Below are 26,875 nucleotides of genomic sequence, written 5' to 3'. Positions count from 1 at the left end.
TCCGTGCACCTCGTCCTCCGCCGCGTCGACGGCGGCGTCCTCGCGACGCCCCTGACCGACTCGGGGACCGCTGACGGTGAGCCGATGCGCGTGGACGAGTCGGCCCTCCCAGCCTTCGTCGCGGCGCACGACGCACCGAGCGTGCGCTGGGTGTGGGACGACACCGCGCGCTGGTACCCGGCCGTGCTCGCCGCCGGCGGACGCGTGGGGCGCTGCGTCGACCTGCGGTTGTGCCGACGGATCCTCCGCGCAGCGCTGGCCGCGCGTGGCTCCGCACTCGCGGCGGCACCGGCGGACGCGCTCGACGCTCCGGTGGCGGAGGCCCGGGTCGTCCGGCCGACGCAGGCCCAGCTCTTCGACGACGCCCTGTTCACCGCTTCGGTGCCGGACGACGACGTCGACCCGGTCGCCGAGTTCCGGGCCCAGCTCGCGGCGGTCGCGACGTCGACGTCGCCCGGTGCCCTCCGCCTGCTGACGACGGCGGAGTCTGCCGGAGCCCTCGTCGCGGCGGAGATGCTGCACGCAGGGCTGCCGTGGCGTGCCGACGTGCACGAACGCTTGCTCGAGGAGACGCTCGGACCGCGCGTCCCGTACGGCGTGCGGCCGCGCCGGCTCGAGGAGATCGCCACCGTCGTCCGCGAGCGCCTCGACGACCCGACGCTCAACCCGGACTCGCCGGCCGACGTCCTGCGGTCGTTGCGCCGTGCCGGGCTCATGGTGACGAGCACCCGCAAGTGGGAGCTGCAGGAGATCGAGCACCCCGTCATCGAACCGCTGCTCGAGTACAAGCGACTCGCGCGGCTCCTGACGGCGAACGGTTGGACGTGGCTCGACGACTGGGTGCGCGACGGCCGGTTCCACCCGAAGTACGTGGTCGGCGGCGTCGTCACCGGGCGCTGGGCAGCCGACGGCGGGGGAGCGATGCAGCTGCCGAAGGGCATCCGCGGGGCCGTCATCGCCGACCCGGGCTGGAAGCTCGTCGTGGCCGACGCTGCGCAGCTGGAACCGCGCGTGCTCGCCGCGATGGCCGGCGACCGGGCGATGGCCTCCGCGGGCGACGGACGCGACCTGTACGACGGCGTCGTGGCCTCGGGCGCAGTCGAGACCCGGCAGCAGGCGAAGGTGGCCATGCTGGGCGCGATGTACGGCGCCACTCAGGGCGAGGGTGGTCGGCTCGTCCCGCGCCTGGTGCGGGCGTTCCCGCGTGCGCTCGACCTGGTCGAACGCGCCGCACGCGCGGGGGAGCGGGGCGAAGCCGTCACGACGTTGCTCGGTCGGACGTCACCCGTTCCGGAGTCGTCGTGGTTCGAGGCCAGGAACCAGGCCTACACGGTCGAGGGGACGCCGGCGATGCAGCGTGCCGTCGAGTCCCGGGCGCGGAGCTGGGGGAGGTTCACCCGGAACTTCGTGGTGCAGGGGACCGCAGCCGAGTGGGCGCTCGCGTGGATGGGGTCGTTGCGCTCCCGGCTCACCGCTCGGTTCCCCGGGGCGGTTACGGACGGGCCGCACCTGGTGTTCTTCGTGCACGACGAGATCGTGGTGCACGCGCCGGAGGAGCACGCCGAGTGGGTGGCGACGCAGATCCGCGAGGCCGCGGTCGACGCCGGTCGGCTGTTGTTCCAGGACTTCCCGGTGACGTTCCCGCTGTCGGTCGCGGTGGTGGGGGCGTACTCCGAGGCGAAGGACTGACCGGTACCTGGTTGCATGGTGTCGTGACGACTCCGTACCGAAGGTCAGACCACCGGGGTGCCGCCGTACTGCTCACGGTGCTGGTGGTGGTCTGCTGGGTGGCCACGATCGCGTTGCCGATCGTCGCCCTGTCGTTGATGCTCCACGTCGAGGCGCCGGCGGAGCGGGCCGTCCCGATCGTCATCGCGTGGTTCATGACCCCGTTCATGACCGCGGTCGGTGTGACCATCGGGCTCGTCATCCTCCAGCGGTCTCGCCGGGCGAGCAGGCAGTAGTCGCGGCCTCGGCGGTTCCCGGGCGCTTCGGGCAGGCTGGACGGATGGACACCGAACGCGGGGACGCCGCCGACCGCACCGTCGGCGAGGTCGACCTCACCCGCTGGCGCACCCGCGCGGGCCGGGCGACCGCGCAGGGGTGGACCACGCTCGGCCACCGGTACGGCGCGATGCCGCTCCTGCTGCTCACGCTGGCCGTCGGGATCGGCATCGCCGTCGTCGCGACCTGGCTCGCCTCCGAGGTCTACGACGCCGTCCGCGAAGCCGACGACGTCGCCGTGCTCGACCGCCCGGTGCTCGACTGGGCACTCACCCTCCGGTCGCCCGTGGGGGATCGCCTGGTCACGTGGTGGACCGACATCGCGGGCACGATCGGCATGCCCATCGTCGCCCTCGGGTTCCTGGTCGGGTTCACCATCCAGCGTCGGGCGTGGACCCCGTTGGTGCTGCTCGTCGCGGCGAGTGGCGGCTCGCTGCTGATGACGATCGCGGGCAAGGACCTCATCGGTCGAGCGCGTCCGCCGCTCTCCGACGCGGTGCCGCCGTACGAGCACTCGCCGTCGTTCCCGTCCGGCCACACCCTCAACGCGACGGTGATCGTGGGCACGATCGTGTACCTGTTGCTCCTGCGGCAGTCGCGGGTCGTCACGCGGGTGTGGACGATCGTCGTCGGGACCCTGTTCGTGCTGTCGGTCGGGGCCTCGCGGGTGTTCCTCGGGCACCACTGGCTCACCGATGTCCTCGCGGCGTGGGCGCTGGGGCTCGCCTGGCTCGACCTCGTGATCACGGCGCACCGGCTGTACCTGACGGCGCTCCGCCACGGCGCCGAGCCCACCCCGGACTCGGGTCGCCCCGCTCAGTGAGCAGAAGACGTCGGGTCAGCCTCGCGCACTCGACGTCTTCTGCTCACTCGACGGCCACACCACCCCGAGGGCAGAGCCCCGTCAGCCGCTACCGGTAGGTTGCCCGTCATGGAAGAACGGGTCTTCGGCGGCAGGTACCGCGTCACGGGCACGCTCGGACACGGTGGCATGGCGTCCGTGTACCGGGCGGTCGACGAGCAGCTCGGCCGCGAGGTCGCCGTCAAGGTGTTCCGCATCGGACCGGTCGACCACGGTGAACGCGCCCGCGCCGAGTCGGAGATCCAGACGCTCGCGACACTGCGCAGCCCGGCCCTCGTCACCCTGTACGACGCTGCCCTCGACGACGAGGACGGGGACTCGTACCTCGTCATGGAGCTCGTGCCCGGCAGCGACCTGGCCACTCGGCTGCGCGAAGGACCGCTCGACCCCACGACCGCCGCCCGCGTCGGCGCACAGGTGGCCGACGGATTGAGCGCCGTGCACGCCCAGGGCATCGTCCACCGCGACGTGAAGCCCGCCAACGTGCTGCTCGAGCGTGACGGCAGCCACGTCAAGCTCGCCGACTTCGGCATCGCCCTGCTCCGTGACGCTTCCCGCGTGACGGGGACGGGCACCGTGATGGGGACGGCCGCGTACCTCGCGCCGGAGCAGGTCCTGGCGCAGGAGATCACCGGCAAGGCCGACGTCTACGCGCTCGGGTTGGTGCTGCTCGAGTGCCTGACGGGCGGGACGCCGTTCCCGGGCAGCGCGATCGAGTCCGCGACCGCGCGACTCACCCGCAGCCCGGAGATCGACCAGCACCTGCCGACGGCCTGGCGCACGCTCCTGCACGTGATGACCGCGCAGGACCCGTCCGAGCGCCCGAGCGCGGCCGAGGCAGCCGAACGACTCCGCGCCCTGGGCCGCGACGAGCCCGGGCCCGCCACGCAGCTCTTGCCCGGCGGTCCGGGCACGCTGACGGCAGCCGGTGCCGGCGCGGCAGCCGGAGCAGCCGCGGCCGGTGCCGCCGCCGCAGCCACGGCTCCGATGGCCGCGCACGCGGACGACGCGACCCGCGTGATGCCGGCGAGTGCTGCCTCCCGTCCGGGTGGACAGCCGGGCGCGGACGACGCGACCCGCGTGATGGACGCCCAGCAGCCGAACGCCGCGGACGACGTGTCGACCACCGTCCTCGGTGCTCAGCGCGGAGCCGGCGGCCCGACCGGCGGAGGAGGCGGGGTGCCACCCGCGGCTCTACCCGTCCGCCCGGGCTCCGGTGACGACCCGGCGAAGCGCGAGAAGCGACGCAAGGGGCCGATCATCACGGCGATCGTCGTGGTCGTCCTGGTGCTGGTCGGCATCGGGGTCGCAGTGTTCGCACTGAACGGCGACGACGACGGCACACCGGCTCCGACGGACACGAACTCGACCGCGCCGACGGAGCAGCAGCCGAGCGAGGAGCAGCAGCCGAGCGAGGAGCAGCAGCCGAGCCAGGAGCAGCAGCAGCCGAGCGAGCCGGCTGAGCAGCAGCCCTCCGAGCCGGCCGAGCAGCCGTCCGAGCCCGCTGAACAGCCGAGCGAGCCCGCCGAGCCCAGCCAGGAGCCGTCCGTCGGTCCGGAGCCGAGCGCGCCGGTCTCGAACCCGGTGCAGGAGCCGCAGGACGGCGCCGACCCGGCCGACGGCGCAGCCGACACGACGACCGACACGTCGGCCGATACGTCAGCGGACGCGGGTCCGGGCAACTCGGAGAACGCGCCCGGGCAGAACAAGGGCTGACACGCCGAGCGTTTTCGTCCAGACGCTGGACCAAATACGCTGGACCCGTGCGAGAACTGCAACGGAGCGGTGGGCCGACGACGGCCGTCGCGGCGCGGAACGGTGTCGGCTTCGGATCATCGGAGGGATGGCTGGTCGAACGACCCGCGGGTGACGGCGCCGTCGTGGCGCTCGTGCCCGGGGCCGGGGGCCGGGTGGTCGCACCCGGCGACGAACTGTCGTGGGTCTGGTTCCCCGAACGCACGCTGCCGCAGGGCGCCACCGAGCCCACCGAGGCGGACCTGCCGCACTTCTGGGACGCCACGGCCTTCACCGTGGACGTCGTCTTCACCGACGGCACACGACTGAGCGAGCACGCGGCCGCGCACGGCGGACACGCCCGCGACCAGTACGGCGACGCGCTCACGCCCGAGGCGCAAGACGCAGCCCGCAAGCAGTGGGTCGACCAGTGGAACCGTCGCGCGGTGGACCTCACGCCGTTCGCGGGGCTGGTCGTCGACCGACTGGAGGCCCGGCTCGGCTCCGACACGCAGCTGTCGGACACCGACGGGGAGCGTCCAGCCCTGCGCGGCTGGCTCGACGACGTCCGGATCGCCCCGGCACGCCCGGCACCGGTCACGCCGCTCGACCACGTCCGCACGACCCGCGGCACGCAGGCTTCGTCGCGGTTCTCCCGCGGCAACAACGCGCCGCTCGTCGGCATCCCGCACGGCGGGGTCTTCGGCCTGCCGATGACCGACGCGTCGAGCAACCGCTGGCCGTACGCGTACCAGGAGCACGCGCGCGCCGACGCCGACGGGCGGGTCCGACCGGCGATCCAGGCCTTCGCGACGAGCCACATCCCGTCGCCGTGGATGGGGGACCGCGGCGTGTTCCAGGTCATGCCGTCGCCGCTCGACACCCCCGACGTCGACCGAGCCGCCCGCGCGCTCGGCTTCGACCACGACGACGAGATCGACGGTCCGCACCGGTACCGGGTCGCCCTCGACCAGGGTGTGACGGCCGAGATGACCGCGGGGGAGTTCGCCCTCGGCTTCCGGTTCACCGGCACCCGCAGCATCGTGCTCGACCACCACGGGTGGGTCTCCGACGTCTCCGTGACCGTGACCGACGGTACCGCCGTGGTCGAGGCCCTGCTCGACGACCGCCCCGGCACCCCGCCGCACCACGTGCACGTCCGGATCCCGCACGTGACCGCGGACCACACCAGCACCGGCGAGCACGAGCTGCGCGGCTGGCTGGCCGTGGACGGCGACGGAGCGGTCGACGTCCTGCTCGGCATCTCGACCGTCTCGATCGAGGACGCCCGCGCGAACCTCGACGCCGCCGGCTCCTTCGACGCCATGTGCACCCGCGCCGAGGCGCTCTGGACGGAGAAGCTCGCGACCCTGTCGTTCGACGGAGCCACCCCGGACCAGCTGGTGAGCCTGTACTCCGGCCTGTACCGGCTGTTCCTCTACCCGAACCGTGCCGGCGAGACCGCCCTGACCGGGTCGCCGCACCACCGCTCCCCGTACGGAGCCGTCCTCGCCGACCCGATCCGCGACGAGCCCGGGCCGGAGGTCGTCGAGGGGCCGTTCACCACCACGAACGGGTTCTGGGACACCTACCGCACCGCCTGGCCGCTCCTCGGACTCCTCACCCCGGAGACCGCCGGCGAGCTCGCGCAGGGCTTCGTCGAGCACCACCACGACGGCGGGTGGACCCCGCGCTGGAGCGCCCCCGGCGCCGAGGACTGCATGACGGGCACCACGAGCGACACCGTCTTCGCGGACCTCGCGGCGAAGGGCGTCACCGGGTTCGACCTTGCCGAGGCGTACCGGAGCGCCGTGCGGAACGCGACCGTCCCGCCGCGCGACGAGCGCGTCGGACGCAAGGGGAGCCTCCCGGGCGCCTTCCGCGGCCACGTCGACACCGCGACGTCCGAGGGGATGTCCTGGACCCTCGACGCCGCCATCAACGACTGGGGCCTCGCGGTGATGGCGGGGCTGCTCGCGTCGCGGGCGGGCACGCCCGCCGACCTGTCCCGGTACGAGGCCGAGGCGGAGTGGTTCGCCCGTCGATCGCTGCAGTACCGGCACGTGTTCGACTCCGAGCGGGGCTTCTTCATCGGCCGCGACCCCGACGGCTCGTGGCGGGTCGGCACCGAGTTCGACCCGCGCGACTGGGGCGACGACTACACCGAGACGAACGCGTGGGGTACGGCCTTCACCGCACCCCACGACGGTGCCGGCATCGTGGACCTGCACGGCGGACCGGCCCGGTTCGACGCCACGATCGACGCCTTCTTCGCGACACCCGAGACCGGCGCGACCGTCCGCTCCGGCGCGTACGGCTTCCCCATCCACGAGATGACCGAGGCCCGCGACGTCCGGATGGGCATGCTCGGCCTGTCCAACCAGCCGGCGCACCACATCCCGTTCTTCCCGATGTTCACCGGTCGGCACGACGACGCCCACCGCATCGTGCGCGAATCGCTCGAGCGGCTGTTCGTCGGCTCCGACCTCGGCCAGGGCTACCCCGGTGACGAGGACAACGGCGAGATGAGCGCCTGGTACGTCTTCGCGACGATCGGCCTGTACCCGCTGGCGCCGTCCACGGGCACCTACGTGCTCGTGCCGCCGTCGGTCCGCAGGACGGTGCTGCAGCAGCCGGGAGGAACGCCCACCGTCATCGAGATCGCCGACGGTTCCGCAGGTGCCTACGTGGCGTCGGTGACGGTCGACGGCTCGCCCTGGACATCGGTCAGCATCCCGCACCACGTGGTGGTGTCGGCGTCGCGCATCGTCTTCACGCTGTCGTCCGAACCGCAGGGCTGGGCATCGGACACGCGGCCGGTGTCGGCCTCCGAGGTCCACGGCTACCGGGACGCCCCCGTCGACCTGCTGCCCGTCGGGATGTCGTCGGAGGGCTCGTCGCCACTGGTCGACGACACCGGGCGGACCCTCACGGCGGTCGCCACGGGGGAGTCGGTCTCGTTCGACGTGGACTGCCCCGCCGCGTCGCTGTACACGGTGACGGTGGCGACTCCGGGGTCGTACTCGTGGCAGGTGTCCCTCGGTGAGACCGTCACGGCCGTCGACGGCGCCGAGTTCACCTGGCCCGGGCAGACCCGGGTGTTCCGGATCATCGGCGGCGGCTCGTCGTTCGTGTTCACGGCGGGTACCGACGTCGGGTTGACGCAGCTCGAGCTGATCGCGGCGGATCGTTCCTGACCGCCGGCCACCGCGACTGATCGCTCGCTCTACGGCGATTCAGAGGCGTCACTCAAGGTCGCCCGGCATGCTCGACGGCATGTCGATCGCGAACTCGTGGGACCCGTCTGGTGGCCGTGCAATCCCGGAGGACCAGGTCCGCGAGGACGGGCTGGAGCTCGACGAGGACCCGGCGATGCTCGGGATCTCCTTCGACGTCGTGGGTGGTGCCTCCGCCGACCCCGCCGCGGTGTCCCCGGTCGACGTGCGCGTCCCGTCGTCGGGGACCCCGGCGTCCTCCGACTGAGGCGTACCTGGTCGAATCGGGCGTACCTGGTCGGAAGTTTCGACCAGGTACGCCCGAAACCGTCTTGCATCGCGCGCGCTCTGGGAAAGAACGTCAGCGCGCGGAAGAGTCTGGGACGCGGTACTTGAAGCCGACGTGCGAGCCGGTGAAGCCGAGGCGCTCGTAGAACCGGTGCGCATCCGTCCGGGCGGCGTCCGAGGTGAGCTGCACGAGCGGGGTCCCGAGGTCCGGCGCTGCGACGTCTGTCACCCAGCGCATCAGCGCGCTGCCGATGCCGCCGGAGCGGAGCGCACTGCTCACGCGGACGGCCTCGACGAGCAGCCGCGTCGAACCCCGGCGAGCCATGCCCGGGATCCGGGTGAGCTGCAAGGTGCCGACGAGTCGACTGGACTCGTCCTCGGCGACCAGCAGCGAGTTCGTCGGGTCCTCGGTGATCGATCGAAGGGCCGCGGCGTACTGCGGGCGGTCCTCCGGGGCGGCGACATCGCCGCGGGCGGCACTGATCGGGTCGTCGGACAACAGCGCCATCAGGGCGTCGAGGTCGCCGTCGGCCGCGTTCCGCACCACCACCGAACCGGCGCGGGCGGACAGGCGGACGGGCAGGGTGAGGTCGTGGAGCACGACTCCACCCTGCCCGATGGACTCACGGGACGGTGTGCCCCGCGGCGGTGAAGATGCGGTACCACTCCTCGCGCGACAGCTCGACGTCCGAGCCGGCCGCCGAGTCGCGCACGCGCTGCGGGTTCGTCGTGCCGAGGACGACCTGGAAGTGCGCGGGGTGCCGGGTGATCCAGGCGACGGCGATGCCGGTCGGGGTGACCCCGTGCGCGGCGGCGACGTCCTCGAGGACGTCGTTGAGGTCGGCGTACTGTTCGCGGTCGCCGAGGAAGACGCCGTCGAAGAACCCCTTCTGGAACGGCGACCAGGCCTGCAGCGTGATGTCGTTGATCCGCGAGTAGTTGAGGATGTCGTTGTCGCGGGAGATCGACTGGTCGAGGCCGCCCATGTTCGCCGTGAGGCCCTGCGAGATGACATTGGCGTGCGTGATGCTCAGCTGCACCTGGTTGAACGCGAGGGGCTGCTGGACGTGCTTCTTGAGCAGGTCGACCTGACCGGGGGTGTGGTTCGAGACCCCGAAGTGGTGCACCTTGCCGGCGGCGTGCAGCTCGTCGAAGGCCTTCGCGACCTCTTCCGGCTCCACCAGGGCGTCGGGGCGGTGCAGGAGCAGGACGTCGATGTACTCGGTCTGCAGCGCGGTGAGCGATTCCTCGACCGACTCGAGGATGTGCTCGTACGAGAAGTCGAAGTACGCGCCGTTCGGGGTCGGACGGATGCCGACCTTGGTCTGCAGCACGATCTCGGCACGCTCCGACGGCGACAGCGTCACGGCGGCACCGAACCGCTCCTCGCAACCGTGCCACTCGCCGTACACCGCGGCGTGGTCGAACATGTTCACGCCCGCGTCCCGCGAGGCGCGGTAGAGCGCGCGGATGTCCTCGTCGCTCATGTCGTTGATCCGCATCAAGCCGACGACGACGTCGGATGCGGTGAGGTCCGTCTGTGGCAACTCCAGTGTCTTCACGCCCACGATCCTGCCAGCCGGTCCCCGGTGCAGGCAGGCCCTGCCAGTACCTCAGGCGCGTTCGGGCAGCAGGACGGCGAGCACTCCGGAGCCGTCCGTCCACGTACCGGTCAGCTTCTCGCCCTCGGGCAGGGCCGTGCCGATGACCCTTGCGATGACGATCGTGCCGTGGTCGGTCGCGATCGACGTCACCGCGCCCGTCGTGGTCGCGTGCACCGAGGTGACATCGGGGGAGTCGGGTTCGGAGCCGCTGCCGCTGGCCCAGGCGTCCTTCGGCCGCCGTCCGGCACCGTTCGCGAGTTCGAGCTCCGCTTCGTGCCCGCCGGTGACGATCGCCCGGCGCAGGACGTCGGCGTGGACCGGATCGCCCACGGCGTCGTACACCCAGCGTCGCCCGAGCACGGAGTGGTCCATCTCGGTGACCAGGAACGCGTCGGCGCCGGGCAGCGGTGCATCCCGGTAGGTCAGTGGCGCCTGCAGGACCCGGCCGTCCTCGGTGCGGGCGAGCAGCACTTCGACGCCGACCTCGCCGGCGGGGTCGTCGAACCGGAACTGCCCGACGACCTGCAGCGGCGCTCCCGCGACGACGCCGCTCCACGCCTGGTCGGGCAGCCAGGCGGCGAGCGCCTCGGCCTTGGAGGGGCGGAGCGTTGCCTGCTCGATGACTGCCATGTCCTGACCGTACTGCTGCGCAGCACCCTGTCGTCGGCGCACCTCGAGGTCAGTGGACGGAGAACCCGCCGTCGACCGCGATGGACTGCCCCGTGACGTACGCCGAACCAGGGCCGGCGAGGAACACGGCAGCGGCGGCGAAGTCCGAAGCGAGTCCGTTCCGGCCGACCAGCGTCCGCGCCGCGAGGGCTGACACCGCGGCCGGGTCGGAACCGAGCCGCTCGTTGAGCGGCGTCCGTACGAAACCGGGGATGAGGACGTTGGAGGTGACCCCCTGCGCGGACCAGGCCTCCGCTTGGGACCGGGCCAGTGCCTCCAGGCCTGCCTTGGAGACCCCGTACGCGCCACTCGAGGCGAACGGACGGTGCGCCTGCTGCGAGCTGATGCTGATGATCCGGCCGTGGCCGCGCGCGGCCATGCCGGGCGCGAGCCGCTGGCCGAGCACGAAGGGTGCGTCGAGGTTCACGGCCATCGTGGTGTCCCAGGTGTCCTCGTCGAGGTCGGCCATCGGCGGCCGGAGGTTGATCCCCGCGGAGTTCACGAGGACGTCGACGTCGCCCGCCGCATCGGCGAGTGCGTGTGCTCCGGCGCGCGAGGACAGGTCGGCGACGATGCCGTCGGCCGATCCTCCAGCGGCGCGGATGTCGTCGACCGTCGCGTCGATGGTTGACCGTGTCCGAGCAGCGACGAGCACGTGCGCACCCGCGTCGGCGAGTGCGGTGGCGATGGCGCGTCCGATGCCGGAACTGCCTCCCGTCACCAGGGCGGTGCGTCCGTCGAGGCCGAAGAGCTGCTGCAGCGACATCCGGCCAGGCTAGCGAGGCCCCGTACGCTGGGCCGGTGCGTGACGACCTGCTGCCGATGCTCGCCTGCCCCGTGTGCGCCGAGCCCCTCGGTCGGGTCGACGGCGGCCAGGTCGGCTGTGCGACCGGGCACCGGTTCGACGAGGCCAAGCAGGGCCACCTGACGCTCCTGCCGGCGAAGCGTCGGTCGCTCACCGCGGACACCCCGGAGATGGTCGACGCCCGGCTGCGGTTCCTGGGACGGGGCCACTACGCGCCCGTCGAGCGGGCGCTCGCCGACGCCGTCGCCGAGGCGACGGCCCCCGGCATCGTGCTCGACGTCGGGTCCGGTCCGGGGACCTACCTGGCGCATGCGCTGGACGCAGCGCACGTTCCGGACGGTGCGGACGTTCCGGACGGTGCGGACGGGCGGCTCGGGGTCGCGCTGGACCTGTCGGCCATCGCGATCCGACGGGCGGCCCGCGTCCACGAACGTGCCGGAGCCGTCGTCGGGGACGTGACCGAGCGCCTCCCGGTCGTCGACCACGCTGCCGCCGTCGTCCTCGATGTCTTCGCACCGCGCAACCAGACCGAGTACGCCCGCGTCCTGCACCCCGGTGGCGTGCTGGTCGTCGTGACCCCGCGCACCGGTCACCTGGCAGAGCTGGCCGAGGCGACGATCTCCGTCGACCCGGAGAAGGAGCGGCGGTTGCACGAGTCGCTCACGCCGTCGTTCGTCCTGCGGTCCTCCGAGGACCTGACCTGGACGATGGACCTCTCCGCCGAGGACGTCCACGACGTCGTGCACATGGGGCCGAGCCACCACCACGTCGCACCGGACGCGGCGTTCGCCCCAGCGACGGTGACGGCCGCGGTCACCGTGTCGACGTGGACGCCGACGCGCTGACCGCGGCCACGGGGAACTACAGCTAGCGGTCGGCCGGGGCGACGTCGAGCTGCCAGACCACGCCGAACCGGTCGCGGAGCTGCCCGGCGAGCGGCGCCCAGGCCGAGGGAGCGAGGGGCTGCCGGATCTCGGCGCCGTCGGACAGCACGGCCCAGTACCGCTCGATCTCGGCGGTGTCGTCGCCGTGCACGAACACGTAGAACGCGTTCGATCCCTGGTCGTAGGGCTGCCCAGGCCAGACGTCGAAGGCCATGAGCCGGAACCCGGCGTCGGTGGAGACCTGCCCGAAGACGATGCGGTCGGCCCAGGCCTGGTCGTCCAGGGCGCCCATCTGGCCGTAGGTGGCGGCGGTGACCTCGCCGCCGAAGACCGATGCGTAGAAGTCGAGGGCCTCGCGGGCATTGCCGTCGAAGTTGAGGTGGGGTGTCGTTTCGATGCTCATGGAACGAGGATGACCGGCAATGCGGTCAGATCATGTCCGCTTCTCCGACGAGAATGATCGACATGGCCGGACCCTCCTCGCGCATGCTCGCGCTGCTGTCGCTGTTGCAGGTGCACCGCGACTGGCCGGGCGACGAGCTCGCCGGACGCCTCGAGGTCAGCCCCCGCACGGTCCGCCGCGACGTCGACCGGCTCCGCGAGCTCGGGTACCGGGTGGAGGCGCTCCGCGGGCCGGCCGGGGGCTACCGGCTCGCAGCGGGCTCGGACCTTCCGCCGCTGCTGTTCGACGACGACCAGGCCGTGGCGATCGCGCTCGCCCTGACCGTCGCCCCCGCCTCGGGCGCGGACATCGCCGAGTCGGCCGCCCGGGCGCTTGCGACGATCCGGCAGGTCATGCCGGGGCGGCTCCGGTCGCGCATCGACGCGGTGCAGGCCGTGACCGCGACGAGCCGCACCACGACCGACCCGGACGTGCTGGTGGCGGTGAGCGAGGCCGTCCACCTGCGCGAGGTGTTCCGCTTCGGCTACGGCGAGGACGAGACCCCGCACCGGGTGGAAGCGCACGCCGTGATCGCGCGGAACGGCCGCTGGTACCTGCTCGACTGGGATCTCGACCGCGACGACTGGCGCACCCACCGCATCGACCGGATCACCCCGCGGATGCGCACGCGGGTGCCGTTCACGCCCCGGCCGGTGCCCGGTGGTGACCCGCTGGCCTTCGTGTCGGCGCGGTTCAAGGGATCGGCGCAGGTCGACGTGTGGCCGTGCGTCGGTTCGGTCACCGTGACGACTGCCGACGCGCGGACGATCACGCCCTACCTGCCCGAGGGCGCCGTCGTCGAACCCCTGTCCGACGAGCGGAGTCGGGTCACGCTCGGCTCGTGGTCCTGGCCGGGGCTGGCCGGAGCGTTCGCGGGGTTCGCGGTCGACTTCGTCGTCGAGGGTCCCGAGGACCTCGCCTGCTCGGTCCGCGCGCTGTCCGCACGACTCAGCGCCTCGACCGCGGACTGAAGACGGACCCGTTCGGGCCTCAGACCGACGTGTCGACGAGCGCGCTGCCCGGGCCGAACACCATCACGATCGGTGCCAGCAGGACGACCACGGCGCAGCAGACGGCCAGCACCGCGCGCTTCCTCCCGCGCCCGCGCGACCACCCCACCAGTGCGAGGACGAGCGCCGCGATCGCGGCCAGCCACGGCACGAACGCCAGCGGCACGGCCCAGAACCAGAGCAGGAGCTGCCGCTGCTCACCGAAGAGCCACAGCGGCCCGAAGACGACCGCCCACAGCGCACCGATCGACACCACGGCCGTGGTGAGCAGGCTCCCGGCCACGGCGGACGCCCTCGTTCCGGGGCGGGTCGGGGGAGCAGGGATCACGATGCTCCGATCGTAGGACGGCGAGCGCGCGTTAGCGGGGCGCATGCGTCCGCCAGGGCGGCGTGAGGAAACCGTTAGGAGCGCCCAGGAGGCCCGGCGCAGGACCCAGCATCGGTTCAGGCACCACACGTGGTGCCGTCCGCGTCGCCCGGCGCGGACACCGCAGACCTTCTGGAGTCCCTCGTGTTCGACGTGTTCGTCGTCGCCGGTGTCCTCGCCGTGTTCGGCGTGGTGGCACTGATCGCCAAGGGGGTGGAACGGCTGTGATCGGCATCACCATCGCGGCCGCCGTCCTCGGCATCGCCGCTGTCGTGTACCTCGTCTGGGCGCTCGTGCGTCCGGAGCGGTTCTAGTGGGCGCCGTGGGCGCGTCGGGCGCCGCGGACGTCTGGGCGGGGATCGTCCAGGTCGCCACGCTCGTCCTGCTGCTCGTCGTCGCCTACCGGCCGCTCGGCGACTGGATGGCCCGGGTCTTCACGCCTGTCCGGCACAACCGGGTCGAGCGGGGGGTCTACCGGCTGATCGGGGTCGACCCGGACGCCGAGCAGTCGTGGCCCGTGTACCTGCGCGGCGTGCTGCTCTTCAGCGTCGTCGGGCTCCTGCTCGTCTACCTGCTGCAGCGCATCCAGGTCGTGCTGCCCGGCGACCTCGGGCTCCCTGCCGTCGGCCCGTCGCTCGCGTTCAACACCGCGGCGTCGTTCGTCGCGAACACGAACTGGCAGTCCTACTCGCCCGAGGTCACCGTCGGGTACAGCGTGCAGATGGCCGGCCTCGCGGTGCAGAACTTCCTGTCCGCAGCCGTCGGCCTCGCCGTCGCCGTGGCACTGGTGCGCGGGTTCGCCCGCCGCAAGTCCGGCACGCTCGGCAACGTGTGGGTCGACGTCGTCCGCGGCGTCGGTCGGCTGCTGCTGCCCGGTGCGTTCGTCTTCGCGATCGTGCTCGTCGCCGGCGGTGTCATCCAGTCGTGGGGGAGTGGCACCGACGTCACCACGCTGGTCGGTGGCACGCAGCACCTGCCGGACGGGTTCGTGGCGTCGCAGGAAGCGATCAAGGAACTCGGCACGAACGGCGGTGGCTACTTCAACGCCAACTCGGCGCACCCGTTCGAGAACCCGCAGGCGTGGACGAACCTGGTCGAGGTCTTCCTGATGCTCGTCATCCCGTTCTCGCTGCCGCGCACCTTCGGCCGGATGGTCGGCGACGACCGCCAGGGCTACGCGATCCTCGCCGTGATGGGCGCGATCTTCCTCGTGTCCCTGTCGGTGATGTCGATCGCCGAGCTCAGCGGTGGGGGGCTCGCCACACACGCAGCCGGTGCCGCGATGGAGGGTAAGGAGACCCGGTTCGGGATCCTCGGCACCACCCTGTTCGGCACGACGTCGACCGCGACCTCGACCGGTGCGGTGAACGGCATGTTCGACAGCTTCACGCCGATCGGCGGGATGATGGCGATGCTCAACATGATGCTCGGCGAGGTCACCCCCGGCGGTGTCGGTTCCGGCCTGTACGGCATGCTCGTGCTCGCCGTCATCACGGTGTTCATCGGCGGGCTGCTCGTCGGCCGGACCCCGGAGTACCTCGGCAAGAAGATCCGCGCCAAGGAGATGACCTTCGCGGCGCTGTACATCCTGGTGACGCCGACCCTCGTGCTCCTCGCGACCGGACTCTCGCTCGTGATCCCCGGTGTCCGGGAACAGGTGCTCGGCACGTCGATCTTCAACCCCGGCAACCACGGACTGTCCGAGCTGCTCTACGCCTTCACCTCGGGTGCGAACAACAACGGCTCGGCCTTCGGCGGGCTCACCGCGAACACCACGTGGATGAACTCCGCGCTCGGCGTCGTGATGCTGCTCGGGCGCTTCGTGCCGATGGTGTTCGTCCTGGCGCTCGCCGGGTCCCTCGCCGCCCAGGACCGCGTACCCGAGACCGCCGGCACGCTGCCCACCCACCGCCCGCTGTTCATCGGGCTGCTCGGCGGCGTCGCCGTCATCGTCACCGCACTCACCTACTTCCCGGTGCTCGCACTGGGCCCGCTCGCAGAAGGACTGTCATGACCGTGACCACCGAGCCGGAACCGCGCACCGCAGTGGAGCCGGCCACCCGCTCGTCCGCATTCGGACCCCGTCAACTGGTGGCGGGCCTCCCGGGCGCGCTGCGCAAGCTCGATCCGCGACTGATGTGGCGGAACCCCGTGATGTTCATCGTCGAGGTCGGCGCCGCGCTGACGACGGTCGCCGCCGTCGTCGAGCCGTCCGCGTTCACCATCGCGATCGCGGTGTGGCTCTGGCTCACGGTCGTCTTCGCGAACCTCGCGGAGTCGGTCGCCGAGGGCCGGGGCAAGGCCCAGGCCGACACGCTGCGGAAGACACGCTCGACCACGAGCGCCCGACGGGTGCTCGGCTACGACCCGGCCGACGCCGCAGCCGTCGGCAACGAGACCGAGGAGGTCGCGTCGGTCGACCTGGCCAAGGGTGACGTGGTGGTCGTCGTCGCCGGCGAGGTGATCCCGGGTGACGGTGACGTCGTCGACGGCATCGCGTCCGTCGACGAGTCGGCCGTCACGGGGGAGTCCGCACCGGTCATCCGCGAGTCCGGCGGCGACCGCAGTGCCGTCACCGGCGGCACCCGGGTGCTGTCCGACCGGATCATCGTGCGCATCACCTCGACCCCTGGTGAGACCTTCATCGACCGGATGATCCGCCTCGTCGAGGGGGCGGCCCGGCAGAAGACGCCGAACGAGATCGCGCTGAACATCCTGCTCGCCTCGCTGTCGATCGTCTTCGTGATCGTCTGCCTGACGATGCAGCCCATCGCGGGGCTCGTCGGTGCCACGGTCAGCGTCTCCGTCCTGATCGCCCTGCTCGTCTGCCTCATCCCGACCACCATCGGGGCCCTGCTCTCCGCGATCGGCATCGCCGGCATGGACCGGCTCGTGCAGCACAACGTGCTCGCGATGTCAGGCCGCGCGGTCGAGGCCGCCGGCGACATCACCACCCTGCTGCTCGACAAGACCGGCACGATCACGTACGGCAACCGCCGGGCGTCCCGCGTGGTGCCGGTGCCGGGTGTGAGCGAGTCCTCGCTGATGGCGGCAGCAGCCCTGTCGAGCGCGGCGGACTCGACGCCCGAAGGCCGCTCGATCGTGTCGCTCGCTGCTGACGCCGGGGTCACGCCGGCCCTGCCGGACGGCGCCGTCGAGGTGCCGTTCACGGCGCAGACGCGCATGTCCGGTCTGGACCTGCCGGACGGGTCGCAGATCCGGAAGGGTGCCGCAGCGGCAGTGCTGGCCTGGGCTGACACCCCCGACGCCGGTTTGGTTGCCGCGATCGACTCCACCGTCGCGGAGATCTCCGACCAGGGTGGCACCCCACTGGTCGTCGGCCGCCGCTCCTCGGACGGCGCGGTCGCCCTGCTCGGCGTCGTGCACCTGAAGGACGTCGTCAAGGACGGCATGGCGTCACGGTTCGCCGAGCTCCGGTCGATGGGCATCCGCACGGTGATGATCACCGGTGACAACCCCCGCACCGCGGCCGCGATCGCGCACGAGGCCGGCGTCGACGACTTCCTGGCCGAGGCCACCCCGGAGGACAAGCTCGCCTACATCAAGCGCGAGCAGGAGGGCGGCAACCTCGTCGCGATGACCGGGGACGGCACCAACGACGCCCCGGCCCTGGCGCAAGCGGACGTCGGCGTCGCGATGAACACCGGCACGACGGCGGCGAAGGAGGCGGGCAACATGGTCGACCTCGACTCCGACCCGACCAAGCTGATCGACGTCGTCCGGATCGGCAAGCAGCTGCTCATCACCCGCGGGGCCCTGACCACCTTCTCCATCGCCAACGACGTCGCGAAGTACTTCGCGATCATCCCGGCGATGTTCCAGGCGGCGTTCCCCGGGCTCGCGGCGCTCAACATCATGGGCCTGCACAGCCCGTCGTCCGCGATCCTGTCCGCCGTCGTCTTCAACGCGCTCGTCATCGTGGCGCTCATCCCGCTGTCCCTGCGCGGCGTCAAGTACCGCGCCGCCGCAGCGTCGTCGATCCTCGGCCGCAACCTGCTCGTCTACGGGCTCGGCGGCGTGGTCGTCCCCTTCATCGGCATCAAACTGATCGACCTCGTGGTCGGTCTCATCCCGGGGTTCTAGTCATGGCATCTGCACGTTCCACCGTCCGTTCCGCTGGTGTGGCCATCCGCCTCACCCTGCTCGCCACCGTCGTGCTCGGCGTCGGCTACCCGCTCGCCGTCTGGGGCGTCGGCCAGGGGGTGTTCCACGAGCAGGCCAACGGCTCGGAGGTCACCGACTCGTCCGGCGCCGTCGTCGGGTCCTCGCTCATCGGGCAGTCGTTCTCCGGCAAGCAGGCTGATCGCTGGTTCCAGTCGCGGCCCTCCGCAGCTGGCGAGGACGGCTACGACGCCGGGGCCTCGTCCGGCTCGAACCTCGGGCCGAACAACCCGGACCTGCTGAAGGCCGTCGAGGAGCGGCGTGCGGCACTGGCAGAGGCCGACGGGGTCTCGGAGGCGGACGTCCCCGCCGACGCGGTCACCGCCTCGGGTTCGGGTCTCGACCCGGACATCAGCCCCGCGTACGCGTCGCAGCAGGTCGCGCGGGTGGCGGCGGCGCGGGGCGTGTCCGAGGACACGGTGCGGCAGTTGGTCGCATCGCACACCGAGTCGCGTCAGCTCGGGTTCCTCGGCGAGCCCGTCGTGAACGTGCTGGCCCTGAACCTCGCGCTGGCGAAGCTGTCCTGACATGCGGTCACCTCGCCGCCCAGCTCGGCCGTCCGCCGATGCCGTCGATCAGGTCGTCGTGCTCGTCGATCAATCGTCGAACAGCATCGGCGTGACGGTCGCACGGGCCGACGGTCTCGGCGAGGTGTGCGAGCAGTTCGAGGGAATGCACCGGCGTGCGCTTCGGCAGCCCCTCGAGCCGAGCGACCAGGTCGGCGGGGGAGCGGAAGGTCGGCGGCGGGATCCGGAAGCTGCGGCCCCAGAGCCGCGTGTGGTGGGCGCAGCAGTTCCGGACGTGCGTGAGGTGGTGCAGGCACGGACGGATCGTCGCAGGGGGCAAGCGGAATGCTTCCGCCACCTCGTCCCGAGCGGCGGGTTCCAACCCGCAGGTGAGGCGGGACAGTTCACCGAGGCTGAGCTCTTCGGCGAGCATCCCGAACGGCACCCGTTCGAAGCGCCGCTCGTGCCACGCCGAACGGATGGCGGGATCTGCCGTTCGATCGAGCGCCGCCCGAGCATGTCGGAGGAGCGCACGGTGATCGAAGGTGTCACGGAACGCCCGACGGTCGAGGTACCAGTGCGATCCGAATCGAGCTGCGCCCAGCGCGTCCAGATGGCCACGCAGGGCGAGTTCGATGCGCTCGGACAGACCGAGGGCGACGGAGCGGAGCCCACTGTCGAAATCGTGCACTCTCCGGACCGAGGCGTCGGAAGGGTCGAGACCTCGTTCGTGCAGTGCTTGGCGGAACTGCGCGGTGCGGTAACGCGAGATTGCGGCCGAGGCGTCCGGCATCGAAAGGCTCCGAGATCGAGGGAACTGATGATCTCGGGCAAGCCGGCAGCAACTACAGCGTGGGGAACGAACGTGAGCGGTGAAGAACTCCGTCCCGCGTCCGAGACGGACGCGGGACGGGACAGTCCCACCCGATTTGAGGAAGCCGGGGCTCGAGCCTTGGTGGGAACGGTTACGAAGAGTATATCAGTCGACCGGCAGCCCTGCAACAGCCGACGCGAGAGGATGAGCACGTGAAGCGCGGCAAGCTACGGGTCCTGCTCGGTGCCGCACCGGGCGTCGGCAAGACGTTCACCATGCTCGAGGAGGGCCGCCGGCTGCTCGACGAGGGCCGGGACGTCGTCGTCGCCGTGGTCGAGACGCACGAACGGGCCGCCACCGCCGCGCTCGTCGACGGTCTCGAGGTCGTGCCGCGCCGCACCGTGGACCACCGCGGCGTCGAGCTCGACGACCTGGACCTCGCCGCGGTGCTCCGGCGAGCGCCCGAGGTCGCCCTCGTCGACGAACTCGCGCACACGAACGCTCCCGGCAGTCCGAACGAGAAGCGCTGGCAGGACGTCGAAGCGCTGCGGGCCGCCGGCATCGACGTCATCTCGACGGTCAACGTGCAGCACATGCAGTCCCTCGGTGACGTGGTCCGCGAGATCACGGGCACCGTGCAGCGGGAGACCGTCCCCGACGCCGTGGTGCGCGCGGCCGACCAGATCGAGGTCGTCGACCTCGCGCCGGCTGCCCTGCGCGAGCGGCTCTCCGACGGACTCGTGTACCCGGCTGCCCGGATCGATGCGGCCCTGTCGAACTACTTCCGGCTCGGGAACCTGACGGCGCTGCGCGAGATCGCGCTGCTCTGGCTGGCGGACGAGGTCGACGACGCGCTCAAGGCCTACCGCGCCGAGCACGGCATCGAGCACCGGTGGGAGACCCGGGAGCGCGTGCTGGTCGCCCTGACCGGCGGCCCCGAGGGCGAGACCCTCCTGCGCCGCGGTGCCCGCATCGCTGCCCGCAGTGCCGGGGGCGAACTCGCGGCCGTGCACGTGACGACGAACGACGGCCTGCGCGAGCGCCACCCGGGGGCGCTCGGTGCCCAACGCACCCTGCTCGAACAGCTCGGTGGGACGTACCACCAGGTGGTCGGCGACGACGTGCCGTCGACCCTCGTGCGGTTCGCGCGGTCGATCGACGCGACCCAGATCGTCATCGGCGTCAGCCGTCGCAGTCGGCTCGCCGCGGCCCTGACCGGCCCGGGCATCGGCAACACGGTGATCCGTGAGTCGGGCGACATCGACGTGCACGTCGTCACGCACGAGCGCGCCGGTGGTGGCTTCGCCCTGCCCAAGCTCGGCGGCAGTCTGTCCCGCGGACGGGTCCTCGCCGCGTTCGTGCTCTCGGTCCTGGTCGGGCCCCTGCTCACCTGGGTCCTGTCGATCGGCAGCGACCCCGACGCCATCACCGTGGACGTCCTGGCGTACCAGTTGCTGGTGCTCGTCGTGGCGCTCGTCGGCGGGATGTGGCCGGCGGTGTTCACGGCGGTGCTGTCCGGACTGAGCCTCGACTTCTTCTTCGTCCAACCCCTGCACATGGTCACGGTGCAGCAGCCGTGGCACCTCTTCGCCCTGGTCATGTACGTCATCAGTGCCGTACTCGTCAGCTTCGTGGTCGACCGGTCCGCCAGACGTTCGCGTGCTGCCCGTCGCGCCGCGGCGGAGTCGGGTCTGCTGATGGGGATCGCCGGCAGCGTCCTCCGCGGCGACGACGCCCTGCAGGCCCTGCTCGACCGCACCCGCGAGGCCTTCGGGTTCGCCGGCGTCCGGATCCGGCAGGGGAACGAGGAACCGGCCACGTCGGGGACGTTCGGCGAATCGCCGGACGCGTCCACGAGCCTCCCGTCCGGTGCCGTGCTCGAGTTCGCTGGCGCTCCGGACGACCCGACCCAGCGCCGGTTGCTGCGCGTCGTCGAGCAGCAGCTCGACGCCGCGGTCGAACACCGCTCGTTGACGCGCACCGCGCTGGACGCAGAGCGGATCGCGGCGGCGGACCGCGTCCGCAGCGCGATCCTCGCGGCCGTCGGCCACGACGTGCGGCGGCCGATCGCGGCCGCCTCGGCCGCCGTCCAGTCGTTGCGTGCGTTGGACGTCGACCTGTCCAGGGCCGACCGGGAGGCACTGCTCGCGACCGCCGACGAGAGCCTCGGTCAGCTAGCGGTGCTGTTGGCAGACCTGCTGGACGTCAGTCGTGTGCAGGCGGGTGTGCTCGCGGTCGCGTCCGGGCCGCTGGCCCTCGACACGGTGGTCGCACCGGCGCTCGACGAGCTCGAGCTCGGGCCCGACGACGTCGACCTCGACCTGCCGGCGGACCTGCCGCCGGTGCTCGCCGACCCCGTCCTGCTGCAGCGGGTCGTCGTGAACCTGCTCGCGAACGCCGTCCGCTACGCACCCGACGGCACCCGCGTGCGCGTCGCGGCGAGCGCCTTCGGAGGCGGGGTCGAGCTCCGGATCGCCGACCACGGTCCGGGTATCCCGTCGGACCGGGTCGACGAGGTCTTCCAGCCGTTCCAACGGCTCGGCGACACCGACAACGAGACGGGCCTCGGACTCGGTCTCGCACTCGCGCGGGGCTTCACCGAGGGCATGGGCGGCACGATCGAGGTCGATGACACCCCGGGTGGTGGGCTCACCGTCGTGGTGCGGCTGCCGATCGCTGGGCACGTGGGAGTGGAGCTCCGGTGAAGGTCCTGATCGCGGACGACGACGCGCAACTCGTCCGAGCGCTCTCCGTCACGCTCGCCGCCCGCGGGTACGAGGTCGTGACGGCGAAGGACGGCCGCGCGGCGATCGACGCCGTCATCACCGAACGGCCCGACCTGGTGCTGCTCGACCTGGGCATGCCCCGGCTCGACGGCATCGGGGTGCTCGAGGGCATCCGGGGGTGGTCGCAGGTGCCGGTGCTCGTGCTGTCCGGACGGACCGACTCGTCCGACAAGGTCGACGCACTCGACGCCGGCGCGGACGACTACGTGACGAAGCCGTTCCAGATGGACGAGCTGCTGGCGCGGTTGCGGGCCCTCGGACGACGCCGTGCCCCGGCCGGCGTCGACAGCGCGCCGACGATCCGGATCGGCGACCTCGTCGTGGACCTCGTCGCGAAGCAGGTCACCCCGGCCAGCGGTCCCGCGATCCGGCTGACCCCGACGGAGTGGCGCCTGCTCGAGGTGCTCGTCACGAACCCCGACCGGCTGATGACCCGCGAGATGCTCCTGACCGAGGTGTGGGGGCCCTCCCACGGCAACGACTCCGGGTACCTGCGGCTGTACATGGCGCAGCTGCGGCGGAAGCTCGAGCCCGACTCGGCGACCCCGCGGTACCTGGTCACCGAGTCCGGCATGGGCTACCGCTTCGCGCCGGGAGGGCAGTGACGACGGCAGTCGGACCGTTGTCGGGTGACTGGCGGGTCGCTGTCGTGCAGGTGTCGGGTCCGTGTCGTGGTGCGTCGTTCCGGGGATCCCTAGTGTTCAGGGCATGAACGAGATGCGGATCGGGGAGCTGCGGCGACTGCGCGGGTGGACCCAGGAACGACTGGCCGAGGCGAGCGGCCTCGCGGTGCGGACGGTGCAGCGGATGGAGAGCGGCAACGACGCGAGCCTGGAGTCACTGTCGTCGGTCGCCGCGGCACTCGAGGTGCCCGTGCGGGACCTGTTCGTCACCGACGAGCGGGAGTCCCTCGAGCCCGGGGTGCGCGGACTCGACGAGCGTGCGGAGCAGCAGCAGGTGCAGCGCGACTCGGCGACCCGGGGGTGGCAGTACCTGTACTCGGGCGTGGGCATCGTCGTGACGCTCGGCACCATCGCCCTCATCGGCGCAGGGATCTGGACCGGGTTCGCGATCTTCGTTGTCCCCGTCTACTGGGCAGGGGGCAAGTTGCTCTCGCAGTTCTTGATGGCGACCGTCGTCGAACCCTCACTCGACCGCCGGTACCCACTGTCGCGGTCGCGGCGGGTCACGCCCGGGAACTGAAGGCGGCGAGCTCGGCACGGGTGCGGGCGCCGTGCTTCCGGAGCAGGTTCGCCACGTGGTACTTCACCGTGTTGACGCTGATGCCCAGGCCCTCGGCGATCTCGCGGTTGCCGACGCCCGTCGCGAGCAGCCGCAGCACGTCGCGCTCCCGCGGGGTGAGGTCGTCGTCCGCGACCGACTCCACCTCGGTCGGCGACGGGTCGAGGGGCAGCGAGATGTCGAGGACCGAGCCCCAGTCCGGCGTGCTCGACACCTGGACGCGGCCGTCGAGGGTGACGACCCGTTCTGCGATCGGCCGCATGGCGTCGTCGTGCACGTCGAGGGTGCCGGAGCCGTCGTCGCGGAGCTGCATGAGCAGGTTCCGGCCGTCGCAGTCCCACTGGATGCGGACCCGCTTGGCCGCACCACCGTCGACCAGGGCGAGCACGGCGGTCCGGACGATGGCGCGGGCCGCGTGGGCGACGTCGCCCGGCAGTGCGCGGCCGGTGGTCGGCGGCTCGACGAACTGCACGTCGAGGTCGCCGAACCGGACGAGCGGGCGCAGGTCGGCTCGGAGGCGCGAGAACGCCCCGGTGACCGGCTCCAGCAGGGTGCTGCGCTGGTGGTCGGTCTCGGTGCGCAGGTCGACGAGTGCTGCCGACGCGATCTCGACGGCCTCGGCCCGCGCGGCGGCGTCCGACACCCGTGGTGACCGGAGCACGGCGAGCACGGACTCGAGGGTGAGCGCCTGACGGTCCGCCTGCTCGGCGACGGTCCGGGCGTGCTCCGAGGCGGCGAGCCGACTGGCGGGCTCGCCACGGGCCTCCCTGTCGGGTGCGATGGCGTCCATGGGAGCCGAACCTACCTGTCCCACCCGTGCGGACGGGGCCACCCGATCGGGTGGGACGCCTGCCGACGCGGGTAGCGGTGCGGCGGGCCGCGCGACGGCATGCTCGTGGACATGGCAGAACCCACCGTCCCCGCAGCGTTCGACGTGATCGTGCGCGAGGTCACCGACCTCGCCGCGAACGTCGACGACGCGTCGGCCGAGCGCGCCCTCGACCTGATCGACCGCTCCCACCGTGTCTTCGTGCACGGTGCCGGCCGTTCCGGACTCGCGCTGCGCATGACCGCGATGCGGCTCATGCACCTCGGTCGCGACGTCCACGTCGTCGGCGAGGTCACCACGCCCGCGATCCGGCCCGGGGACGTGCTCCTCGTCGCGAGCGGTTCCGGCACGACCACCGGCATCGTGCAGGCCGCCCGCACCGCGCACGACGTCGGCGCGTCCGTCGTCGCCCTGTCGACCACCGACGACTCCCCGTTGTCCGAGGTCGCGGACGTCACCCTCGTGCTGCCGGCAGCGACGAAGACCGACCGCTCCGGCACGGCCTCGGCGCAGTACGCCGGCAGCCTCTTCGAGCAGGCCGTCGCCCTGGTCGGCGACGCCCTGTTCCACACGCTCTGGTCCCGCGGCGGGCAGTCCGCCGACGACCTCTGGCCCCGACACGCAAACCTCGAATGAAAGGCATCCACATGCAGCTCCAGTTCGCCATGGACACCCTGACCACCGAAGCCGCCCTCGAACTCGCCGCCGCGGCCGCGCCGCACGTCGACGTCCTCGAGCTCGGCACGCCCCTGATCAAGAGCGCCGGCCTGTCCGCCGTCACCGCGATCAAGGAAGCCCACCCGGACAAGATCGTCTTCGCCGACCTCAAGACGATGGACGCCGGCGAGCTCGAGGCCGACATCGCGTTCTCGGCCGGAGCCGACCTGGTCACCGTCCTCGGTGTCGCCGGTGACTCGACCATCGTCGGTGCCGTCAAGGCCGCGAAGAAGCACGGCAAGGGCATCGTCGTCGACCTGATCGGCGTCTCCGACAAGGCCGCCCGTGCCCGCGAGGTCGTCGCCCTCGGCGCCGAGTTCGTCGAGGTGCACGCCGGGCTCGACGAGCAGGCGGAAGAGGGCTTCACCTTCTCGACACTGCTCGACGCCGGCAAGGAGTCGGGTGTGCCGTTCTCGATCGCCGGTGGCGTGAACGCGTCGTCGGTCGCCTCGGTGCAGGAGGCCGGTGCCCGCATCGCCGTCGCCGGCAGCGCGATCTACAGCGCGTCGGACGTCGGCGCAGCAGCCGCCGAGATCCGCGCCGCGATCACCGCGTAGCGCCCGCGGCGCCCGCGGCGCGATGGTGAGCAGAAATGGTCGAGTGCGCATCCCGCACCCGACCATTTCTGCTCACCGAGGGACCTCCGCCGGTACCGTCGAGGTGTGACGATCGAGCTGCGCCGGGTGACCGCGGACGATTGGCGCGTCTGGCGACCCGTCCGGCTGCGAGCGCTCGCCGACTCCCCGCACGCGTTCGGTTCGACGCTGCAGGACTGGGCGGACGCCCCCGAGCACCGCTGGCGGACACGCCTGTCGATCCCCGGTGCGCTCGACCTGCTGGCGGTCGCCGGCGAGGGCGACGTCGTCGGGATGGCGAGCGGTGTCCCGGGCGCCGACGCCGGTGCGCCAGCCCAACTCATCTCGATGTGGGTCGACCCCGCAGCCCGGGGCCGAGGCGTCGCACGTGCCCTGATCGAGGCGGTCGCGGAGTGGGCAGCGGCCTCCGGTAGCAGGGCGCTCGAACTCTCCGTGATGCCCGACAACACCGTCGCCCGGCACACCTACGAACGCGCCGGGTTCACCGCACTCGACGAACCGGGCGATCCCCTGCCCGACGGTCGGAACGAGGTGCTGATGCGCCGTACGGTGGTCGCATGAACCGAGTACTGCGGTGGACCGCGTGGATCGTCGCCGTGCTGCTGGTGGTCGTGGTGGTGTTCCTCGTCTGGGCGCACATCGTCATGCAGGGCACCCGGAGCGCTGCGCTGCAGGTCTGGCGCGACGACCGTGTGTCGGTCCAGGACGCCGGTGACTCCGTGGTGATGACGCCGACGGGGCAGGCCGACGGCAAGGGCATCGTGTTCATCCCGGGTGCGAAGGTCGATCCGTACGCGTACATGGCGACCTTCCGGCAGGTGGTCGCGAACGGCACTACGGTCGTCATCACGAAGCCGACGCTCAACCTCGCGTTCTTCGACACCCGGCCGCTCTCGACCTTCGAGGCGCACGCGCCGGACGTCGCGACCTGGGCGGTCGGCGGGCACTCGCTGGGCGGGGTCCGTGCCTGCCAGCTCGCGCAGGACGCGGACGGCCTGCTGCTGCTCGGCAGCTACTGCGCGAACGACATCAGCAGCTCGTACATCGACGTGCTGAGCGTCTCGGGCTCGCGTGACGGGCTCTCGACCCCCGACAAGGTCGACGCGGCCCGGCACCTGTTGCCGTCGACCGCGACGATGACCGAGGTCCAGGGTTCGAACCACGCCGACTTCGGCGCCTACGGGGACCAGCCGGGCGACCGCACGGCGACCATCAGCCGCGAGGCCGCCCGCGAGCAGATCTCCTCGGCGATCGAGGAGTGGGCGCGCGACCTGCCGCCGGCCCCTGGCCTGCGCTGACGGCGCGGTCTGAACACGCGT

At 71.9% G+C, this 26,875-nt stretch carries 28 protein-coding genes; 20 read left to right on the top strand and 8 right to left on the bottom strand.

The genetic code is table 11. The annotated features are described in order from the left end of the window. Positions 1-3 precede the first annotated feature (3 nt). The 6 genes from M4960_RS09665 (at position 4) to M4960_RS09640 (ending at position 8,083) form a co-directional block, all read left to right on the top strand. Complete coding sequence (locus M4960_RS09665) at positions 4-1,689, top strand: bifunctional 3'-5' exonuclease/DNA polymerase (RefSeq protein WP_131877762.1); 1,686 nt, start codon at positions 4-6, stop codon at positions 1,687-1,689. Between the two features lie 23 nt (positions 1,690-1,712). Continuing rightward, the gene (locus M4960_RS09660; protein ID WP_131877760.1) at positions 1,713-1,964 is read left to right on the top strand and encodes a hypothetical protein; all 252 of its coding nucleotides are present in this window, start codon (positions 1,713-1,715) and stop codon (positions 1,962-1,964) included. A gap of 44 nt (positions 1,965-2,008) precedes the next feature. Further along, positions 2,009-2,827 carry a phosphatase PAP2 family protein gene (locus M4960_RS09655; protein ID WP_248704114.1) on the top strand — a complete coding sequence of 273 codons (819 nt, stop codon included), beginning with the start codon at positions 2,009-2,011 and terminating at the stop codon, positions 2,825-2,827. A 108-nt stretch (positions 2,828-2,935) separates the two neighbouring features. Beyond that, positions 2,936-4,582, top strand: a complete 1,647-nt coding sequence (locus M4960_RS09650; RefSeq protein ID WP_248704113.1) for a serine/threonine-protein kinase — start codon at positions 2,936-2,938, stop codon at positions 4,580-4,582. 47 nt (positions 4,583-4,629) lie between these two features. Beyond that, positions 4,630-7,797: a GH92 family glycosyl hydrolase gene (locus M4960_RS09645; RefSeq protein ID WP_248704112.1), complete on the top strand. Its 3,168-nt coding sequence runs from the start codon at positions 4,630-4,632 to the stop codon at positions 7,795-7,797. Positions 7,798-7,864: 67 nt separating this feature from the next. After that, the gene (locus M4960_RS09640) at positions 7,865-8,083 is read left to right on the top strand and encodes a hypothetical protein (RefSeq protein WP_248704111.1); all 219 of its coding nucleotides are present in this window, start codon (positions 7,865-7,867) and stop codon (positions 8,081-8,083) included. Between the two features lie 93 nt (positions 8,084-8,176). Here the strand turns inward: M4960_RS09640 and M4960_RS09635 are convergent, their stop codons facing one another. Genes M4960_RS09635 through M4960_RS09620 form a run of 4 tightly spaced genes read right to left on the bottom strand, consistent with a single transcriptional unit; the run spans position 8,177 to position 11,142 of the window. Continuing rightward, positions 8,177-8,704, bottom strand: coding sequence for a GNAT family N-acetyltransferase (locus tag M4960_RS09635; protein WP_248704110.1), 528 nt, complete (start codon positions 8,702-8,704; stop codon positions 8,177-8,179). A 22-nt stretch (positions 8,705-8,726) separates the two neighbouring features. Further along, positions 8,727-9,665: an aldo/keto reductase family oxidoreductase gene (locus M4960_RS09630; RefSeq protein WP_248704109.1), complete on the bottom strand. Its 939-nt coding sequence runs from the start codon at positions 9,663-9,665 to the stop codon at positions 8,727-8,729. A gap of 51 nt (positions 9,666-9,716) precedes the next feature. After that, positions 9,717-10,337, bottom strand: a complete 621-nt coding sequence (locus M4960_RS09625; RefSeq protein WP_248704108.1) for a hypothetical protein — start codon at positions 10,335-10,337, stop codon at positions 9,717-9,719. A gap of 49 nt (positions 10,338-10,386) precedes the next feature. Next, positions 10,387-11,142: an SDR family NAD(P)-dependent oxidoreductase gene (locus M4960_RS09620; protein WP_248704107.1), complete on the bottom strand. Its 756-nt coding sequence runs from the start codon at positions 11,140-11,142 to the stop codon at positions 10,387-10,389. 35 nt (positions 11,143-11,177) lie between these two features. On the opposite strand from M4960_RS09620, the gene M4960_RS09615 reads away from it, so the two are divergent. Beyond that, a complete protein-coding gene (locus tag M4960_RS09615; RefSeq protein ID WP_248704106.1) occupies positions 11,178-12,026 on the top strand; it encodes a putative RNA methyltransferase in 849 nt (282 codons plus the stop codon). Positions 12,027-12,048: 22 nt separating this feature from the next. On the opposite strand, the gene M4960_RS09610 is transcribed toward M4960_RS09615, so the two are convergent. Next, positions 12,049-12,468, bottom strand: a complete 420-nt coding sequence (locus M4960_RS09610; RefSeq protein ID WP_134194425.1) for a VOC family protein — start codon at positions 12,466-12,468, stop codon at positions 12,049-12,051. 62 nt (positions 12,469-12,530) lie between these two features. Between M4960_RS09610 and M4960_RS09605 the strand changes: the two genes are divergently transcribed. Next, positions 12,531-13,478 carry a YafY family protein gene (locus M4960_RS09605; RefSeq protein WP_248704105.1) on the top strand — a complete coding sequence of 316 codons (948 nt, stop codon included), beginning with the start codon at positions 12,531-12,533 and terminating at the stop codon, positions 13,476-13,478. Positions 13,479-13,497: 19 nt separating this feature from the next. Here M4960_RS09605 and M4960_RS09600 read toward each other — a convergent pair whose 3' ends face one another. Beyond that, entirely contained in the window at positions 13,498-13,845 is a 348-nt protein-coding gene (locus M4960_RS09600; RefSeq protein WP_248704104.1) for a hypothetical protein, read from the bottom strand. Positions 13,846-13,974: 129 nt separating this feature from the next. Here M4960_RS09600 and M4960_RS09595 point away from each other — a divergent pair, with 129 nt between their 5' ends. Genes M4960_RS09595 through kdpC form a run of 5 tightly spaced genes read left to right on the top strand, consistent with a single transcriptional unit; the run spans position 13,975 to position 18,593 of the window. Further along, entirely contained in the window at positions 13,975-14,112 is a 138-nt protein-coding gene (locus tag M4960_RS09595; RefSeq protein WP_155896901.1) for a hypothetical protein, read from the top strand. Continuing rightward, complete coding sequence (locus M4960_RS09590; protein WP_017887940.1) at positions 14,109-14,198, top strand: potassium-transporting ATPase subunit F; 90 nt, start codon at positions 14,109-14,111, stop codon at positions 14,196-14,198. Before M4960_RS09595 ends, M4960_RS09590 begins: the two co-directional genes overlap by 4 nt. Before the next feature lie 8 nt (positions 14,199-14,206). Beyond that, positions 14,207-15,898: a potassium-transporting ATPase subunit KdpA gene (gene kdpA / locus M4960_RS09585; RefSeq protein WP_123293400.1), complete on the top strand. Its 1,692-nt coding sequence runs from the start codon at positions 14,207-14,209 to the stop codon at positions 15,896-15,898. Then, positions 15,895-17,988, top strand: coding sequence for a potassium-transporting ATPase subunit KdpB (gene kdpB, locus M4960_RS09580; protein WP_248704103.1), 2,094 nt, complete (start codon positions 15,895-15,897; stop codon positions 17,986-17,988). The genes kdpA and kdpB overlap by 4 nt, the downstream gene beginning before the upstream one ends. Positions 17,989-17,990: 2 nt before the next feature. Further along, on the top strand, positions 17,991-18,593 hold the full coding sequence (kdpC, locus tag M4960_RS09575; protein ID WP_123293048.1) for a potassium-transporting ATPase subunit KdpC: 603 nt from the start codon (positions 17,991-17,993) through the stop codon (positions 18,591-18,593). A 7-nt stretch (positions 18,594-18,600) separates the two neighbouring features. On the opposite strand, the gene M4960_RS09570 is transcribed toward kdpC, so the two are convergent. Beyond that, the gene (locus M4960_RS09570) at positions 18,601-19,365 is read right to left on the bottom strand and encodes an Abi family protein (RefSeq protein WP_248704102.1); all 765 of its coding nucleotides are present in this window, start codon (positions 19,363-19,365) and stop codon (positions 18,601-18,603) included. A 233-nt stretch (positions 19,366-19,598) separates the two neighbouring features. On the opposite strand from M4960_RS09570, the gene M4960_RS09565 reads away from it, so the two are divergent. The 3 genes from M4960_RS09565 (at position 19,599) to M4960_RS09555 (ending at position 23,375) form a co-directional block, all read left to right on the top strand. Then, positions 19,599-22,091, top strand: a complete 2,493-nt coding sequence (locus tag M4960_RS09565) for an ATP-binding protein (RefSeq protein WP_248704101.1) — start codon at positions 19,599-19,601, stop codon at positions 22,089-22,091. Beyond that, positions 22,088-22,777, top strand: coding sequence for a response regulator (locus M4960_RS09560; protein WP_111083540.1), 690 nt, complete (start codon positions 22,088-22,090; stop codon positions 22,775-22,777). The genes M4960_RS09565 and M4960_RS09560 overlap by 4 nt, the downstream gene beginning before the upstream one ends. Positions 22,778-22,880: 103 nt before the next feature. Then, positions 22,881-23,375 carry a helix-turn-helix domain-containing protein gene (locus M4960_RS09555; RefSeq protein WP_131920978.1) on the top strand — a complete coding sequence of 165 codons (495 nt, stop codon included), beginning with the start codon at positions 22,881-22,883 and terminating at the stop codon, positions 23,373-23,375. Here M4960_RS09555 and M4960_RS09550 read toward each other — a convergent pair. Continuing rightward, positions 23,359-24,204: a LuxR C-terminal-related transcriptional regulator gene (locus M4960_RS09550; protein WP_131845907.1), complete on the bottom strand. Its 846-nt coding sequence runs from the start codon at positions 24,202-24,204 to the stop codon at positions 23,359-23,361. The genes M4960_RS09555 and M4960_RS09550 overlap by 17 nt on opposite strands. Positions 24,205-24,315: 111 nt before the next feature. Between M4960_RS09550 and hxlB the strand changes: the two genes are divergently transcribed. The 4 genes from hxlB to M4960_RS09530 all read left to right on the top strand — a co-directional run bounded on the left by hxlB (position 24,316) and on the right by M4960_RS09530 (position 26,854). After that, positions 24,316-24,879, top strand: coding sequence for a 6-phospho-3-hexuloisomerase (hxlB, locus tag M4960_RS09545; protein WP_123339553.1), 564 nt, complete (start codon positions 24,316-24,318; stop codon positions 24,877-24,879). Between the two features lie 11 nt (positions 24,880-24,890). Further along, a complete protein-coding gene (hxlA, locus tag M4960_RS09540) occupies positions 24,891-25,517 on the top strand; it encodes a 3-hexulose-6-phosphate synthase (RefSeq protein WP_111083537.1) in 627 nt (208 codons plus the stop codon). Positions 25,518-25,622: 105 nt separating this feature from the next. After that, positions 25,623-26,117, top strand: coding sequence for a GNAT family N-acetyltransferase (locus tag M4960_RS09535; RefSeq protein WP_248704100.1), 495 nt, complete (start codon positions 25,623-25,625; stop codon positions 26,115-26,117). Next, entirely contained in the window at positions 26,114-26,854 is a 741-nt protein-coding gene (locus M4960_RS09530) for an alpha/beta hydrolase (protein ID WP_123339425.1), read from the top strand. Before M4960_RS09535 ends, M4960_RS09530 begins: the two co-directional genes overlap by 4 nt. Positions 26,855-26,875 lie beyond the last annotated feature (21 nt).

Source organism: Curtobacterium sp. MWU13-2055, from assembly GCF_023242305.1.
In the GTDB taxonomy this organism is placed as follows: domain Bacteria; phylum Actinomycetota; class Actinomycetes; order Actinomycetales; family Microbacteriaceae; genus Curtobacterium.
Note: the sequence above shows the minus strand (reverse complement) of the source record. Positions and strands in the feature narration are given on the sequence as shown.